At 61.7% G+C, this 14,817-nt stretch carries 14 protein-coding genes; 12 read left to right on the plus strand and 2 right to left on the minus strand.

Features of this window, described 5'->3' with window-relative positions; genetic code table 11:
- Positions 1–42: 42 nt before the first annotated feature.
- The gene (locus EPN93_14370) at positions 43–3,228 is read right to left on the minus strand and encodes a hypothetical protein (GenBank protein ID TAL33214.1); all 3,186 of its coding nucleotides are present in this window, start codon (positions 3,226–3,228) and stop codon (positions 43–45) included.
- Between the two features lie 480 nt (positions 3,229–3,708).
- On the opposite strand from EPN93_14370, the gene EPN93_14375 reads away from it, so the two are divergent.
- The 12 genes from EPN93_14375 to EPN93_14430 are packed head-to-tail and all read left to right on the plus strand — an operon-like array spanning position 3,709 to position 13,603.
- Complete coding sequence (locus tag EPN93_14375) at positions 3,709–5,160, plus strand: NADH-quinone oxidoreductase subunit L (GenBank protein ID TAL33215.1); 1,452 nt, start codon at positions 3,709–3,711, stop codon at positions 5,158–5,160.
- Positions 5,157–6,989, plus strand: coding sequence for an NADH-quinone oxidoreductase subunit L (locus EPN93_14380; protein ID TAL33216.1), 1,833 nt, complete (start codon positions 5,157–5,159; stop codon positions 6,987–6,989). The genes EPN93_14375 and EPN93_14380 overlap by 4 nt, the downstream gene beginning before the upstream one ends.
- Positions 6,990–7,002: 13 nt before the next feature.
- Entirely contained in the window at positions 7,003–8,436 is a 1,434-nt protein-coding gene (locus tag EPN93_14385) for an NADH-quinone oxidoreductase subunit L (protein TAL33217.1), read from the plus strand.
- Positions 8,437–8,449: 13 nt separating this feature from the next.
- Positions 8,450–8,956 carry a hypothetical protein gene (locus tag EPN93_14390; protein ID TAL33218.1) on the plus strand — a complete coding sequence of 169 codons (507 nt, stop codon included), beginning with the start codon at positions 8,450–8,452 and terminating at the stop codon, positions 8,954–8,956.
- On the plus strand, positions 8,949–9,266 hold the full coding sequence (locus EPN93_14395; protein ID TAL33219.1) for an NADH-quinone oxidoreductase subunit K: 318 nt from the start codon (positions 8,949–8,951) through the stop codon (positions 9,264–9,266). Before EPN93_14390 ends, EPN93_14395 begins: the two co-directional genes overlap by 8 nt.
- A 4-nt stretch (positions 9,267–9,270) precedes the next feature.
- Positions 9,271–9,603: a hypothetical protein gene (locus EPN93_14400; GenBank protein ID TAL33220.1), complete on the plus strand. Its 333-nt coding sequence runs from the start codon at positions 9,271–9,273 to the stop codon at positions 9,601–9,603.
- A gap of 3 nt (positions 9,604–9,606) precedes the next feature.
- Complete coding sequence (locus tag EPN93_14405) at positions 9,607–10,050, plus strand: NADH-quinone oxidoreductase subunit B (GenBank protein ID TAL33221.1); 444 nt, start codon at positions 9,607–9,609, stop codon at positions 10,048–10,050.
- 31 nt (positions 10,051–10,081) lie between these two features.
- The gene (locus tag EPN93_14410) at positions 10,082–10,552 is read left to right on the plus strand and encodes an NADH-quinone oxidoreductase subunit C (protein ID TAL33222.1); all 471 of its coding nucleotides are present in this window, start codon (positions 10,082–10,084) and stop codon (positions 10,550–10,552) included.
- 5 nt (positions 10,553–10,557) lie between these two features.
- Positions 10,558–11,772, plus strand: a complete 1,215-nt coding sequence (locus EPN93_14415) for an NADH dehydrogenase subunit (GenBank protein ID TAL33223.1) — start codon at positions 10,558–10,560, stop codon at positions 11,770–11,772.
- A 22-nt stretch (positions 11,773–11,794) separates the two neighbouring features.
- Entirely contained in the window at positions 11,795–12,736 is a 942-nt protein-coding gene (locus tag EPN93_14420) for an NADH-quinone oxidoreductase subunit H (protein TAL33224.1), read from the plus strand.
- Positions 12,733–13,116 (plus strand): 4Fe-4S dicluster domain-containing protein, encoded by a 384-nt coding sequence (locus tag EPN93_14425; GenBank protein ID TAL33225.1) that lies wholly within the window; start codon positions 12,733–12,735, stop codon positions 13,114–13,116. The genes EPN93_14420 and EPN93_14425 overlap by 4 nt, the downstream gene beginning before the upstream one ends.
- Positions 13,079–13,603 carry a hydrogenase 3 maturation endopeptidase HyCI gene (locus EPN93_14430; protein TAL33226.1) on the plus strand — a complete coding sequence of 175 codons (525 nt, stop codon included), beginning with the start codon at positions 13,079–13,081 and terminating at the stop codon, positions 13,601–13,603. Before EPN93_14425 ends, EPN93_14430 begins: the two co-directional genes overlap by 38 nt.
- A 167-nt stretch (positions 13,604–13,770) precedes the next feature.
- Here the strand turns inward: EPN93_14430 and EPN93_14435 are convergent, their stop codons facing one another.
- Positions 13,771–14,772, minus strand: a complete 1,002-nt coding sequence (locus EPN93_14435; protein TAL33227.1) for an MBL fold metallo-hydrolase — start codon at positions 14,770–14,772, stop codon at positions 13,771–13,773.
- Between the last annotated feature and the right edge of the window lie 45 nt (positions 14,773–14,817).

Consider the following 14,817-nt stretch of genomic DNA (forward strand, 5'->3'; position numbering starts at 1 on the left):
GTTCGCCATGGTAGAAGCGTCGATGCGCTCACAGGCGGCGTATTAATGCGCCCGCCCGATCCCGAAATCCTCTCCAAAGATGTACAGCACCGGGGACTGTTCCACGCCCAGGTGCTTCTGCGCCGTCTCGCGCGTTGTCCTGTTGACGCGCGAGAGGAGGCGCGCGATGGTGATGATTCCGTCCTCGGCGACCTGATCCGCGGGACCGCGTAGCGCCTCGATCATGCAGTAGGTGAAGATACCATGCCCCAGGGCTCTGATCTCGAACGCGTCCTGCGAAACGCTCGCTGCTGAAAAAACAGCGATGCCGTGCTCCTTCGCGATGCGCGCGATGATCTTCGTTTCCTCGAGGCCGCGCGATACGGCTATCCGCTGAAGCGCCTGGGTGGCCGCGCCACTTTTGCAGGTGTCCAGCAGGAGCACCACCTTGTTCGCCGCGAGCGAGCGGACAAAGGCGCCCAGGTCCTCACCGGACAGGGCGCTCTCTTTCAACCGGGCCAGGTCGGCGTCGTGGGGAAGGAAATGGTAAACCCCGCCCTCGGTGTCGCCGTGGCCGGCCAGGAAGACGAGCACCGTGTCGGACTTTCCGGCGCGCGCGCTGATATCGCTCATCGCGTCCATGATCGACTTCCTCGTCGCGGCGCGATCGGTGAGGACGCGCGCGACGACCTTCCCGTATATCGGCGCCCCCGCCTCGTTGAATGCCGCGCTCACCGCCTTCGCGTCCTCCGCGGGGAAACCAAGTTTCAGATTCGCGTCGCGGTATTCGCTCACCCCCGCGGCGAGTATGTAGAGGTCCGGACGGAGCTCCCGTGCGGGGACATACTCGGCTCCCAGGGTCGTGCTGGTGCCGAACACGCGGTTGGCCCCGTCGTACGCGGCCCCGGAAATGATATTCATCCCCGGCTCGAGCGCGATCGTGAACACCCGGCATCCCTCCCGCGCCTGGACGCCGACACCGCGCGAGGATTCATCGATCATGCGCCCGTTGTGGATGACGAACACCCTGCCGAGACCGCCCTCCCTCGCCTTCGCGCACACGGCGACCGCGGCGCTCCCGTCCCCGGGATCCCGCGGCATGAGCGCCACCGTGACCTCCGGCGCCGAACGCACCGCCACCGACATATCCACGGGCGCCGGGATCATTCCCCTCAATAAATTTCCCGTGAGGCCCGGCGTGTAGAGCGCGTCCCAGAACTGGGCGGCATCGTATGCCGTGAGTCCGCGGACGAAACGCACCTGCGCGCGCGCGCCGCTCGAGCACTCGAAGCGCCCCAGGTCGTCGAAGGCGTACCATTCGCCGTCCATGAGCGCCACCAGGGTGACGGAGGATCCGTCGTCGAGCCTCCAGAGGCGGACGGTCCTGTCCGCGGACGAGGATGCCAGGTACTTTCCGTCCGCGCTGAACGCCAGCGCCTTCACCGGGAGAATATGCCCGGAAAATGTCCTTAGCTTGACGCCCCTCGTATTCCACAAACAGACATTCCCGCTTTCATGACCCGTCGCGATCGTCTCTCCATGCGCGGCGATAGCCCCCTCCGCGAGCGGCTCGTCCATCGTGATCACTCCCGTCCGCGCGGCCTCCATATCGTACAGGGTAATCTCGTGCACGCCGCCGTGACTGGTCATGGTCTCGCGCACGAAGTACTTCATGTCTCTCTCGACCGCGCCCTCCGTCAGGGGAGCGATACCCCCGGTTCCTTCTCCCTTGAAGTAAATGCGGCGTTTCGGATTTCCCGCCCCGTCGAAAATCTCCCCGGCGTGCGTCAGGACAGTACCGTCGGGAAGCAGCATCACATAACGCTCGTTGAATTTCGTGTCAAGGCTCCCGGATTTCAGGTGGAAGTTCCCCCACTTGTCCGCGTAAAATCGATACTCCGCGCCGTCGCGGGTAAACCCGATGCTCTCCGGGATCTCGCCCAGGTAGGGCCCCGCGACATTCCACGAGATCGTTCTCTTCCCCCACTCGATCTCAAGGAATACGCGCGTTCCTTCCGGGGAGAAGAGAAGCCGTTTCGTTTCCAGCGCCATGGGACGCAGCTCCTTTTTAAGGGAGCCGCGACGGTCCCAGATGCGGATGCATCCTCCCAGGTGCTTATCGCCCTGAAAACCCGCCGCGAGGAAACGCCCGTCCGGTGAAAGCGCGATGCGCTCCGCTCCCCCCGCCCCCGAATCGCCGGTAATTCTCGTCTTCATTGTTCCCTGGTAGGTTCCGTCGATCCCGTACTTGAAAAAATCCCAGAATCCGTTAATGATAAGGGACTTGCCGTCGGCGGAGAAGAAAAAGTTGTGGAGCAGCGATTGCTTCGCCTTGAATTCCGCGACAGGCTCCCCGGCGGCCGTACGCAGGCGAATCGTACCGCCGATAAGCGCGATGAACGCGCCGTCCGGGCTTATCGCCGTCATGAGCGCGTCCCCTCCGGGGCGGGAGCGCCGCTTTTCGCCCTGTTTATCGGGCTTGTCGGTTTCCAGGTCCGCCAGGAGGTTCCCCTTCATGTCCCATTTGCGCGCGGACGCGTTCCACCCGTCCTTTGAACGGGTCCCGTCGCCGCAGGTTATGAAATATCCGCCCGACGGACTCACCGACATGTGCTTCACCTGGCCGTCGTGCGCCTTCACGATCGTGCGCGTGTTCCAGCCCGCGTCGCGTATAACGACTGTTGTATCCCCGCTCGTGGTTAGTACGGTCCCATCCGGCGCGTAGGCAATCCATGCGTCGTTGTATGAATCGAGGCGATCATGTTCGCCTGTGAGCGTCTTGAGCAATCGCCCGTCGATTCCCAGGACGTATATCCCCTGGCGCGCGCCCACCGCGATCTGTGTGCCGTCACGCGAAATCGCGAGGCATCGGAAATCGGCATCGGGGATCGGCACCGTTTTAAGCAGGACCCCCTCGGCGCTCCAGATCTTCACGGTACGGTCGTGCGCGGCGCTTACGATGAGCCTGCTGTCGGGCGATACGGCGATATCGATAATGCCGTTCTCGTGCGAACGCTGGAACATCAGTTTCGGTTCGTGGAGGGACTCCATCGCCGCGTAGTCGGGGCCCGGAATTGTCGCGGTGAAATCGTCCCCCGAAAGGGTGATTCGCTCTTTTTCCTTCGGAGAGGATTTCTGCGCACGACCGTCATGCGGCCCCTTCCGCACGCTCGCGGTATCCAGTGTGCATCCCCCGGCGGCACACACCGCGATAATGCACAGCATCAAACAAAGTCGCAGTACTTTCATGGGTCGCCTCAAGCACGGCTTTTTGGGGCCGATAATGCCCGGTGCTCGATTTTACGCATCCGGAATGACATCGACGCAATAATAGAAAACGTACCATGTCGCGGCGTCGCGGGCAAATCAAATATCCGGGCTGAGGGAAATTACCGGGTATGATATCCGCCTCCGGACACACAACCTTATGGAAGTTACCCATTACCCACAAGTCAAAAAACACCCCCCATACCCCCCGGCGGGGGGCAACGACATCCGCCATTAATAGAAAATGCATATTCTGCAGATCGTTGAAGTCCCCCTCCGGGGGATTTAGGGGGCCTCCTGAGGCAGTTTTTGTGATATGGGTAATGGGTAGTGCGAAAAGGGGAAAAGATGAAGGTGAAAACATAGAACGCTCGTCCATATAGTTTTGAATAAATTACAAAAAAAATCTTGTCTTCCTCGCTTCCATGCCTAGAAATGGGCCGCAAAGGAGCTGCGGGACATATGGATTACGAATCTCTTCTGGTCTGTGCCGTGAGCGTCCCCGTCGCGGGCGCCTTTCTCATGCCGATTATCGGCCGCGCGTCCAAAACCTTGCGCAATGTGCTCTCTCTCTTCCTTATATGCGTACCCCTGGCCGCTTCGATCGCCCTGCTCCCGGCGGTGATCGCCGGGAAAACCGTGTACATAACCGCGGCCATGCCGCTCGGCCTCAATATCAGTCTCGCGGCGGACGGGCTCGCGGTGTTCATGGCGATCGTGTCTTCCTTTATAAGCGCGATCATCGCGCTCTATTCATTCGATTATATCGACCACTACGAAAACCAGAACGAGTACTATCTCATGATCGTCCTCTTCCTGGGCTCCATGATGGGCATCTGCTATTCCGCGAACCTCATCCCGCTCTATATCTTCTGGGAGCTGACGGCGCTCTCCAGCTGGCGTCTCATAGGCTTCTTCCGGGACGAGGCGTTCGTCAGGCGGGCCGATAAAGCCTTCATGACGACGGTGTTCGGGGCACTCCTCATGCTGCTTGGCTTCATCATGATCGGACAGCAGGCGGGCAGCTTCGAGCTCGCGGTCATCAAGGAGAAGCTCCTCACCCAGCCCGTATCGCCGATAGCCGTGGGTCTCATTATCGCGGGCATACTGGCCAAATCGGCGACGCTCCCATTCCACACATGGCTCCCCGACGCGGGCGTCGCCCCCTCGCCGGTCACGGCGCTCCTCCACGCGGCCGTGCTGGTGAAGATCGGCGTGTACGCCTACGTGCGTCTCTTCGTCGCGACGATGTCCCCGGGGGAGTTCTGGTCAATCGCGCTCCCGGTCATCGCGCTCGCGAGCACGCTGGTTTCGGCGGGCGCAGCGCTCCTGGAAACCGACATCAAGCGCATCATCGCCTATTCCACGGTGAGCCAGATCGGCTTCATTTTCCTGGGGCTTTCTTCCGGCACGGCGATAGGCATCACGGGCGGTTTATTATACATACTTATGCATGGCATCGCGAAGGCCGGGCTCTTTCTCTCGGCGGGCATAATCGAGCAGAAGACGCACGTGCGCGACATCACAAAGCTGGGCGGGCTCATGAAGACCATGCCCGTGACGGCAGTCTCGTTCCTGCTGTGCTCCTTCTCCGTCATGGGCATCCCGCCCTTCGGCGGATTTTTCAGCAAGTACATGGTGATCACGGGGGCGCTCGCGGGCGGCAATACGCTGATTGCGATCGCGTTCGTCGCCTGCGGATTTCTCACCCTCGTGTACCTGTTCCGCATTTTCAACGCGATCTTCCTTAAAGAAGCGCCTTCCCCGGAAATCCTCGTCAGGGAGGGTTCCGGAACGATGGTGTTCTCGGTGGCCCTGCTCGCCGTTCTCTCGGTCGCGGGCGGGCTTTTGATCAAGTATCCCGCCGAATTTGGACTTGAAACCGCAAAACAGATCATGGGGCTTGTCAAATGAGCGAATTCAATCTCATTCTCCCGATCGCCGTCCCGCTCGCCGCGGGCCTCCTGGTGCTCCCGTTCAAGGCCGTCAAGGGCACCGTGCACGCACTTGTTACCTTCGGCGTCGCCGCCTTCACCCTCGCGCTTTCGCTCGTGCTATTCGGAAGCGAATCGGCGCTTTCGATCCCCTGGGCGCCCTTCGGGCTCGATTTTTCGCTCAGGCTCTATTCCTTCAGCGGGTTCATCCTGGTCGCGGCATCGGGGTTCGGGACGCTCATCTCCCTCTACGCGGCGGCGTTCATGCGCGGAAAGGAAAAGCAGAACCAGTTCTTCGGCTATTTTCTCCTGACCATGGGTTTGGTGAACGGGGCGGTATTATCGGACAATCTCCTCCTCATGCTCTTTTTCTGGGAGGGGCTCCTCGTGCCGCTCTACGGCATGATCGCGATTGGGAGCCCCAAGTCCTACAGGACGGCGACCAAGGCCCTCATCATCGTGGGTTTATCGGACCTGTGCATGATGCTCGGGATCGCGATAGTATACAGCATGACCGATACGCTCACCATCTCGAAGATAAGCGTCGCGACGGGAAGCGCGCTCGGAAGCGCCGCGTTCGTCCTCATGGCGATTGGTGCGGTCTCGAAGGCGGGCTCCATCCCGTTCCACAGCTGGATCCCGGACGCCGCGCGCGCGGCGGCCCTTCCCTTCATGGCCATACTTCCCGCGTCCCTCGAGAAGCTGCTGGGAATTTACTTCCTGTCCCGCATCTGCCTGGACCTCTTCGCGCTCACGCCGGACTCCTGGCTCTCGACGCTTCTCATGGCGCTCGGGTGCGTGACGATCATCGTCGCCGTGCTCATGGCGCTCATCCAGAAGGAATACAAGCGCCTGCTCTCGTACCACGCGATAAGCCAGGTGGGCTACATGGTCCTGGGGATAGGCACCGCGGTCCCGATCGGGATCATGGGCGGGATATTCCACATGATCAACCACGCAATCTACAAGAGCTGCCTCTTCCTCACCGGCGGTGCGGTCGAGCACCGGGCAGGCACCACGGAGCTCGATAAACTGGGCGGGCTCCGCGCATCGATGCCCGTTACCTGCATCTGCTTCCTGGTCGCCGCGGCGTCGATATCCGGCGTTCCCCCGTTCAACGGATTTTTCTCGAAGGAGATGGTCTATGCCGGCGCACTCGCCCGCGGGCCGCTCTTTTACATCTTCGCCGTTATCGGTTCCTTTTTCACCGCGGCCTCGTTCCTGAAGCTGGGACACGCGGTCTACTTCGATCCGAAACAGGAAAGCGCCGAAAAGGTGCGCGAGGCTCCGCTCGCGATGCTCGTCCCCATGATCGTACTCGCGCTCCTGTGCGTCGCGTTCGGCGTGTGGAACGCATGGCCGATCGAGACGCTCATTGCGCCGTCCATCGCGGCGAGCGGCGCCCCGGTCGCGGATGCGCACGGCGGCGCCGGGATATTCCTGATCGTAATGACCTGCGTTGCGCTCGGCGGCGCGGTCCTGAATCACCTGTCCGGCTTCAAGATCACGCACCGCGGGCTCACCGCCGTGGACCATATCCACGACACCCCCGGGCTCTCATGGGCATACGACCGTGCGGAAAACCGCTACAACGATTTCTATGACCTGGGCAAGAAGGCGCTCGTGTCCTTCGCGAAGACGTTATGGAAAATAGACCGCGCCATCGACTGGATATTCGAGCATCTTGCCGGCGCCGTGGCCTTCGCGTTCACGGCGCGCCTGCGCGCCCTGCAGACCGGAAACTATTCGCTCTACATCGTGTTCAGCCTGCTCGGGGCCGCCGCGGTGGTAGCGTACCTGGTGCAATGATGGGAGATAGACCATGCCTACCCTTCTGATAATCGTGCCCCTTGCCCTTATGCTCGTCCTTAACCTCCCGTTCCTCCGGGCGGCCCGGCGCGTCTCGTTCTGGTTCTGCGCGATCCTCGCGCTCGTCCAGGTCGCCGCAGTCGCCGCGCACATGGGCGGGCTCATTCCCGGCTACGAGGATCTGTTCGACCGCTACATTAATTTGACCCTCACCATGAGCGGGCTTTCGGAGGTGGTGCTTCTCTCCATCGGCATCGTGGTTACCGCGAGCCTGTTTACGGCACGCGCGGTGATTGAAAACCACGAGGAGCGCTTCAAGTTCGGCAACCTCGTGATGCTCGCGATGGTGGGCCTCAACGGAACCGCGCTCCTGGCCGACCTCATCTCGCTGTACGTTTTTATCGAAATCACCGCGGTCTCGTCGTTCATCCTCATCGCCTTCAACCGGGACGCGGACGGGCTCGAGGGATCGTTCAAATATATCATCCTCTCCGCCGTGGCGACGGCGGGGCTCCTCTCCGCGATCGCGCTGCTCATGATGGTGTCGCAGGGCACCTCGTACGCGGCGGTGAGGGAGGCGCTGGGCGCATCGAGCAATTCATTCTATGTAAAGCTCGCGATGGGCTTCTTCATGTGCGGGCTCTTCATCAAGGGCGGGATCGTTCCCTTTCACTGGTGGCTGCCCGACGCGTACGCGTCGGCTCCGGCGCCCGCATCGGTGCTTCTCGCGGGAATCGTCACGAAGGTCTCCGGAATCTATACGCTCATCATCGTCACGACGTCGATATTCAGGCTCGATGGCGCCGTGGGCGAGATCATCGTCGTCCTGGGCGCCGTCTCGGCGATCGCGGGCGCGCTGCTCGCGCTGGGGCAGAGGGACATGAAGCGCATGCTGGCGTATTCGAGCGTGAGCCAGGTGGGCTACATCCTGCTGGGTCTGGGTACAGGATCGGCCCTGGGGATCGCGGGGGCCGTGTTCCATTTTTTCAACCACGCGATATTCAAGTCGCTCCTCTTCGTGAACGCCACCGCCGTCGAGGGCTCGCTCGGGACCCGCGATATGGACCGCATGGGCGGGATCGCCTCGAAGATGCCCGTGACGGGCGCGACTTCATTAATTGGATTTTTCTCGGCTGCCGGTATCCCGCCGCTCGCGGGGTTCTGGAGCAAGATTATGATTATCATCGCCCTGTGGCAGACGGGGTACACGGCCGCGGCCGTGATCGCGGCTCTTGTGGGTGTGCTCACGCTCGCCTATTTCCTCTCGATGCAGCGCAGGGTTTTCTTCGGGAAGCTGCGCGAGGGACTGGGCGGGATACGCGAGGCGCGCCTGTCGGTCCTGGTGCCGGCGGTATCGCTCGCGCTCATCACGATAGCCGCGGGCTTATTCTTCAAACCGATCTACACGATGGTGCTCATGCCCATCGGCGAGATGCTGGCGAAATGAACGGGGTGCGCGCATGATCGATGACCTTGCAATAAACGTAATACTCTGCGTGTTAATGACGGCGGCGGCCCTCTGGACCGTTCTCACCGTACGGCTGCTGCGCTCGGCGATAGGGCTCGCCGTGACAAGCGCGCTCCTGACCATAATCATATACCGGTTCGATTCGCCCCTGGCGGCCGCCTTCGAGCTCTCCGTGTGCGCGGGGCTCATATCGGTGATATTCGTGAGCGCGATCACCCTCACCGCCCGCCTGAGCCCGGATCGCCTGACCCAGCGCGAGGGAGAGGTGCTGCGGCGCTTCTGGTTTCTCCCCCTCCTGGTCATCATCGCGGGGGTATTGCTGTATCAGACCTCGATCCCCATCGAAATGGTCGTCGGGGAGGCTAAAACGGGGGCCCAGGGCGACGTCCGGAGCATTATCTGGAACACGCGCCACCTGGACCTGATCGGGCAGATCGCGATTTTATTGGCGGGCGCGATTGGCGTGGTATTATTGTTCAAGGAGCGCAAGCATGACTGACAGCGTGTACGTATTCTGGTTATTCGGCATTTTCGTGGCGCTCCTGGCGATCGTGGGCTTTTACTGCATTCTCATCACCTCGAACCTGATCCGGACGCTCATAGGCCTCGAGATCGTGACCAAGGCGGTCACGCTGCTCATTATTCTCGTGGGCCGGACCACCAACAATACGGGGCTTGCGCAATCCTTCGTGATCACGCTCATCGTCGTCGAGGTCGTGGTGATCGTCGTCGCGAGCGGCGTGGTGATCTCGGTGTTCAGGCGCAACGGCACCGTCGACGCGAATCTTTTCAGGAATCTAAAGGGGTAGGGCAATGGACCACTGGATACTGTCGCCGCCTTCCATATTCATAATCGTGTTCTCCCTCGCGGGAGCGGCGCTCGCGGTCTTTCTGCATGTCGCGCGCCGGAAGCCCGGGGAGGTGTGCGCGTCCCAGGAGCCGTACGCGTGCGGCGAAGATTTACAGAATCACCTGCTCCAGCCCGACTACAGCACCTTCTTTCCTTTCGCATTTTATTTCACTATATTGCATGTGGTCGCGCTGTTCATCTCGACCGTTCCGGCCGAAACGGCCGCGAGTTTCCCGATTGCGGTAATCTATATTATCGGCGCGATGATCGGCATGTTCATCCTCCTGGAGAAATAGGCCATGGGTATCGGCAAAAAAATAATGACGTGGGCCAGGATCAAGTCGCCGTGGATCCTGCATTTCAACACGGGCTCGTGCAACGGGTGCGACATCGAGATCGTCGCCGCGCTCACGCCGCGCTTCGACGTCGAGCGCTTCGGCGTGATTCTCAAGGGAACGCCCCGTCACGCGGACGTGCTCGTCTGCTCGGGACCGGTCACCCGGCAGATCCGGGAGCGGCTCATACGCATCTACGCCCAGATGCCCGCCCCCAAGTTCGTGATCGCGGTCGGGACCTGCGCTTGCAGCGGCGGGGTCTTCGAGGGCTGCTACAACGTCATGGGGGGGATCGATACGGTCATCCCCGTATCGGCGTATATCCCGGGATGTCCGGTCAATCCGCAGGCGATAATCGACGGCGTGGTCAAGCTGGTCGGGAGCCTGGAAGAGGGAAAAAGCGCCTGAGGGGCGCCATCGTGAAGGGGGCATCACTCCAATGGAAGAAGAAAAAATCATACAGGATATTATCGGCGAATACGCCTTTTTAAAAGATTCGATACGGCTCCAGCGCGCGCGGCGCATCTTCATCACCGTGCCCCGCGAGCAGTTCGAAAACGTCTTCAAGAATCTTGCGACGACCAGGGGATTCACCCAGCTCGCCACCATCACCGGCATCGATACCGGAGAAACATTTTCGATACTGTACCACCTGGCCACCGAGAACGGCATCGTGTGTACGCTCACGACGCAAATCCCGCGCGCCAATCCCGAAATAAATTCCATAGCCCGATTCTTCAACGGGGCGGAAATTTACGAGCGCGAGCTCGTCGATCTCCTGGGCATATGCGTGAACGGACTGCCCAAGGGGAACCGTTATCCGCTACCCGACGACTGGCCTGATAATCAGTATCCGCTAAGAAAAGACTGGCGGCCCGAGGGCGCGCCGGTCGAACCAGGCGAGGAGTAACCGCCATGTCCGATCACTCTATAAACGTTCCCATAGGACCGCAGCACCCGGCGCTCAAGGAGCCCGAGAGTTTCATGCTCTCCGTGAGCGGCGAGAAAATCACCGGGGTGTCGATCCGCCTCGGGTATAACCACCGCGGCATCGAAAAGGCCTGCGAGGACCGCAGCTACATCCAGGACATCTACCTGATCGAGCGCATCTGCGGCATATGCTCGCACTCGCACTCGACCGCGTTCATCCAGGCGGTCGAGGAAATCGCGGGGCTCGAAATCCCGCGGCGCGCGGTCTACATTCGCACACTCGTCGCCGAGCTCGAGCGGCTGCACAGCCACCTGCTCTGGCTGGGCGTCGCCGGCCACGAAATAGGGTTCGATACGCTCTTAATGTATACCTGGCGCGATCGCGAGTCCGTGCTCGACGTGCTGGCGGCCCTGACGGGCAACCGGGTCAACTACGGGATCAACACGATCGGCGGGGTGCGCCGCGACATCGACGCCGCACAGCTCGAGAATATTCTTAAAGTTGTCGACGCCGTCGAGGAGCGCACGAAGTACTACATCAAGCTCGCCACGGAGGAGACCACGATCATACAGCGGCTTTCTGGCGTCGGGGTGCTGACGAAGGAAGACGCCCTCCGGCTGGGGGCCGTGGGTCCCACCGCGCGCGCGTCCGGCGTGGCGCGCGACGTGCGCAAGGACGATCCGTATCTCGCGTACGGCGAGCTCGACTTCAAGGTGAGCACAAGCGAGCTTTCGGACGTATACGGAAGGACCGTCGTGCGATTGCTCGAGCTCATGGAATCGTTTTCCATTATTCGCCAGGTGGTCGCGAACATGCCCGACGGGCCCGTGTCCGTAAAGGCGCCGCGCAAGGTTCCCGCGGGGGAGGCCCTCAGCCGCTACGAGGCCCCGCGCGGCGAGGACGTGCACTACGTGCGCGCGAACGGCACCGAGCGTCCCGAGCGCGTCAAGGTGCGCGCCCCTACGCTGGCGAACCTCCAGTCCGTCGCGAAGATGCTCGAAGACCGCTACCTGGCCGATACGCCCATCATCATCGCGGCGATCGACCCGTGTTTTTCGTGCACGGACCGCATGATCGTGAAAGACGAGCGCACGGGAAAGAGCGGCATGATGAACTGGGACGAACTGAGGCGCTACGGTATCGAGTGGTACCGCGGCCGCGGCATCGATACGTCCACGCTGAAACTCGCGCTGCCGTAACGCGCGATTGTGAGAGGAGACAATGGCCGAGATACTTTTTTACATATTCATTTTCCCCGGGATACTGTTCCTGCTGGTGACGAGCTTCGTCATCGAGTTCATCGACCGGAAGCTCCATGCCAGGCTCCAGAACCGCGTAGGTCCGCCCTGGTTCCAGCCGCTCGCCGATTTCATCAAGCTCCTTGGAAAAGAGGTGGTGATAACCGATGACGCCGACCGGACGATATTCCGCACGATGCCGGTGGTCGCGCTCACCGCGGCCGTCACGGCGTTCTTCTATATCCCGCTCTGGGGGACGCAGGCGATATACTCCTTCAACGGGGATCTTATCGTGGTGCTGTACCTCCTCACGCTGCCCACGCTCGCCTTCTTCCTGGGCGGCTGGTACTCGCGCAGCGTCTACGCCATGATCGGCGCGTCGCGCGCGCTCACCCAGCTCTTCGCGTACGAGGTCCCGCTGCTGCTCTCCGTCCTCGCATCGGCGCTCCTGGCGGGCACATGGTCGCTCTCCGAGCTCGCGCAATTCTACGCCGGACACACGGGCTGGTGGCTTTTCAACCTGGTCGGTTTCTTCGTGGCGCTCATCGCGCTCCTGGGCAAGCTCGAGAAGGTTCCCTTCGACATTCCCGAGGCGGAGACCGAGATCGTGGCCGGCTACCTGACCGAGTACAGCGGGAGCCTCTATGCCTTCATCCGCCTTACGCTCAACATCGAGCTGATCGTGGGTTCCGCGCTCCTCGCCGCGGTATTTTTCCCCTGGGGGCTCTCGTACGGCCCCGTCGCCGGCTTCGCGTTTTTCATCCTCAAGCTCGCGCTCATCATGGGACTCATCACGCTCCTGCGCTCGGTGCTCGCGCGATTCCGCATCGACCAGATGATCGAATTCTGCTGGAAGTACGTCTCAACGGTCGCCTTTGCGCAGGTGATCGCCACGCTGGTAATCAAAGGGGTGCTCGTCAGATGAAAAAGCCCGCCGCCATGACCATGCAGCTTCTGCGCTCGCTTTTCACGAAGCCCGCGACGACGCGCTATCCCCACGAACCCTCAAAGATGCCCGACGGCTTCCGGGGCCGCCTCAATTTCGATCCCCGGAAATGCATAGGCTGCAAGCTCTGCGTACGCGACTGTCCCGCCGGGGGCATCGAGGTCACGAAAACCGGCGACCGCGAATTCGAGGTGGTGATCGACCTGGGCAAATGCATCTACTGCGGGCAGTGCGCCGAGAACTGCAACAAGGAAGCGCTCTCCTTCTCGGACGACTTCGAGCTGGCGGAGCTTGAAAACAGCAAGCTCGTGCTCCGGTACAATGTCAAGCCAGAACGAAAGCCTGTCCAGGAGCCTTGAAGGCGCGACACGCGTCGCGGTCCTGGGCGTGGGCTCCGAGCTGCGCGGCGACGACGGCGCGGGCCTCGTCGCGATCCGTGAACTTGAACGCATCTGCCCGGACCTCGTGCACGAATGTTCCCTGGGCGTCTACTGGGGGTCCACCGCTCCCGAAAACCTCACCGGCACGATACGGGATTTCAATCCGTCGCATCTCGTCATCATAGACGCGGCAATGCTCGGGCTCCCGCCCGGCGGCACGCGCGTAATCGCGCGCGACGAGATCGGCGGGGTTTCGTTTTCCACGCACCGCCTTCCCATGAACATTCTCATCGATTTTATCTCGGCGACGCTTTCCTGCGCGATCGTGGTTGTCGGCATCCAGCCCTCGCAGACCGGGCTCTGCTGCGACGTTGATCCGCGGGTGGCCGCAGGGGCCCGGACTCTCGCGGGAGAAATCGCGGACGCCCTCCGCGCGATCCCCCGGGAACAGGTGGATTGCACATAACGGAAGTTCACCGCCCGCGCTCGTCACGGGTGTCACCCTGAGCGAAGTCGAAGGGCGACATTTATCGCCGGAAAGCATGGTTCGGCTCCGCTCACCATGACTGTGGTTGGACGGGGTTTATCCCGAGATTGTCGAGGGACTCGGGCGCCGATTCGCCATTCACCGGTTCAGGCGCGCCCCGCGAAAAACCGTGTCGGGCTTCCTTCGTCGGATTCCGCCCGGCCGGCGTTCACCAGGTGCCTGAGTGTGAGCACTACCCAGCCCTCCGCCATCATGCGTTTTACCCCGCCCCCGCCCGGATAGAGCGTGCGAAGAAGCTGCCTTACCGTGGCGCCCTTTCCACCGTACGAGCGGAGTGCCGCCCACACGTCCTCGATGCGCTTCCGCCTCCAGGCGATGAGCTCCCTGATACGGCCGCGCGGGTCCGTCACCGGGCTTCCATGCGCGCTCAGGATGAGCTCCAGGCGCGGCAGTGCGAGCATCTCTTCGAGCGAGGCAATGTAGTCCATGAGATGGGACTTCGGGGGACCAAGCCATGAGGTTACGCCGCGGAGCACGTTGTCCCCGGAAAAAAGCACGCCCCTGCCCTCGTGGTAGAGCGATATATGGTCGTCCGCGTGGCCGGGCGAGGGGAAGATGCACCACTCCTCGCTGTTTATTATGAGGGGGCCCCGTTCCGCGATGATCAGGTCAGGGTCCGGCAGGAAATTTATTCCGAAGAGCTTCACGTAGTACCGGTGAACCAGCGGGGCGGCCGCGCGATAGAGTAGCTGCCTGAGCGGCGAGTTGGCCACGTCCCCGAAGATCGAGTCCCCGCGCTGGTACGATGCGCGGTAGCGCTCCCCCGACGAGACGATAGACGCCATCTTCGCCGTGAGCGCAACGGGAACGCCGAGCGAGGCGCGGAGCGCGCGCAATCCGGAGAAATGGTCCGGATGGACATGGCTTGGAATGATGCGCGTTATGCGGAACCCACTGCCGCCCGCGTACATCGATTCCAGTTTCCGGAACTCCCGGACAAAGTGGCGCACCGATCCCGGGTCACCGTAACCCGCGTCGAATATAATGCCGTCCGGGCCCGGCAGCACGTAGATATTCACCGGAGGCTTCAATGCGCCAAACGCCCCCCTCTCCGTGATCATGAATATTCCCGCAGCCACCTCGCGCATCCGCTTCTCCTTCGCACGGCCCCGGCCGGCGGTGGCGCCATATTT

It is taken from the genome of Spirochaetota bacterium (assembly GCA_004297825.1).
In the GTDB taxonomy this organism is placed as follows: domain Bacteria; phylum Spirochaetota; class UBA4802; order UBA4802; family UBA5368; genus FW300-bin19.

What these genes read in the sequence shown, in the direction of transcription:
- EPN93_14370 (TAL33214.1), bottom strand. Translation starts at nt 3,228, where the DNA reads ATGAAAGTACTGCGACTTTGTTTGATGCTGTGCATTATCGCGGTGTGT.
- EPN93_14375 (TAL33215.1), top strand. Translation starts at nt 3,709, where the DNA reads ATGGATTACGAATCTCTTCTGGTCTGTGCCGTGAGCGTCCCCGTCGCG.
- EPN93_14380 (TAL33216.1), top strand. Translation starts at nt 5,157, where the DNA reads ATGAGCGAATTCAATCTCATTCTCCCGATCGCCGTCCCGCTCGCCGCG.
- EPN93_14385 (TAL33217.1), top strand. Translation starts at nt 7,003, where the DNA reads ATGCCTACCCTTCTGATAATCGTGCCCCTTGCCCTTATGCTCGTCCTT.
- EPN93_14390 (TAL33218.1), top strand. Translation starts at nt 8,450, where the DNA reads ATGATCGATGACCTTGCAATAAACGTAATACTCTGCGTGTTAATGACG.
- EPN93_14395 (TAL33219.1), top strand. Translation starts at nt 8,949, where the DNA reads ATGACTGACAGCGTGTACGTATTCTGGTTATTCGGCATTTTCGTGGCG.
- EPN93_14400 (TAL33220.1), top strand. Translation starts at nt 9,271, where the DNA reads ATGGACCACTGGATACTGTCGCCGCCTTCCATATTCATAATCGTGTTC.
- EPN93_14405 (TAL33221.1), top strand. Translation starts at nt 9,607, where the DNA reads ATGGGTATCGGCAAAAAAATAATGACGTGGGCCAGGATCAAGTCGCCG.
- EPN93_14410 (TAL33222.1), top strand. Translation starts at nt 10,082, where the DNA reads ATGGAAGAAGAAAAAATCATACAGGATATTATCGGCGAATACGCCTTT.
- EPN93_14415 (TAL33223.1), top strand. Translation starts at nt 10,558, where the DNA reads ATGTCCGATCACTCTATAAACGTTCCCATAGGACCGCAGCACCCGGCG.
- EPN93_14420 (TAL33224.1), top strand. Translation starts at nt 11,795, where the DNA reads ATGGCCGAGATACTTTTTTACATATTCATTTTCCCCGGGATACTGTTC.
- EPN93_14425 (TAL33225.1), top strand. Translation starts at nt 12,733, where the DNA reads ATGAAAAAGCCCGCCGCCATGACCATGCAGCTTCTGCGCTCGCTTTTC.
- EPN93_14430 (TAL33226.1), top strand. Translation starts at nt 13,079, where the DNA reads ATGTCAAGCCAGAACGAAAGCCTGTCCAGGAGCCTTGAAGGCGCGACA.
- EPN93_14435 (TAL33227.1), bottom strand. Translation starts at nt 14,772, where the DNA reads ATGCGCGAGGTGGCTGCGGGAATATTCATGATCACGGAGAGGGGGGCG.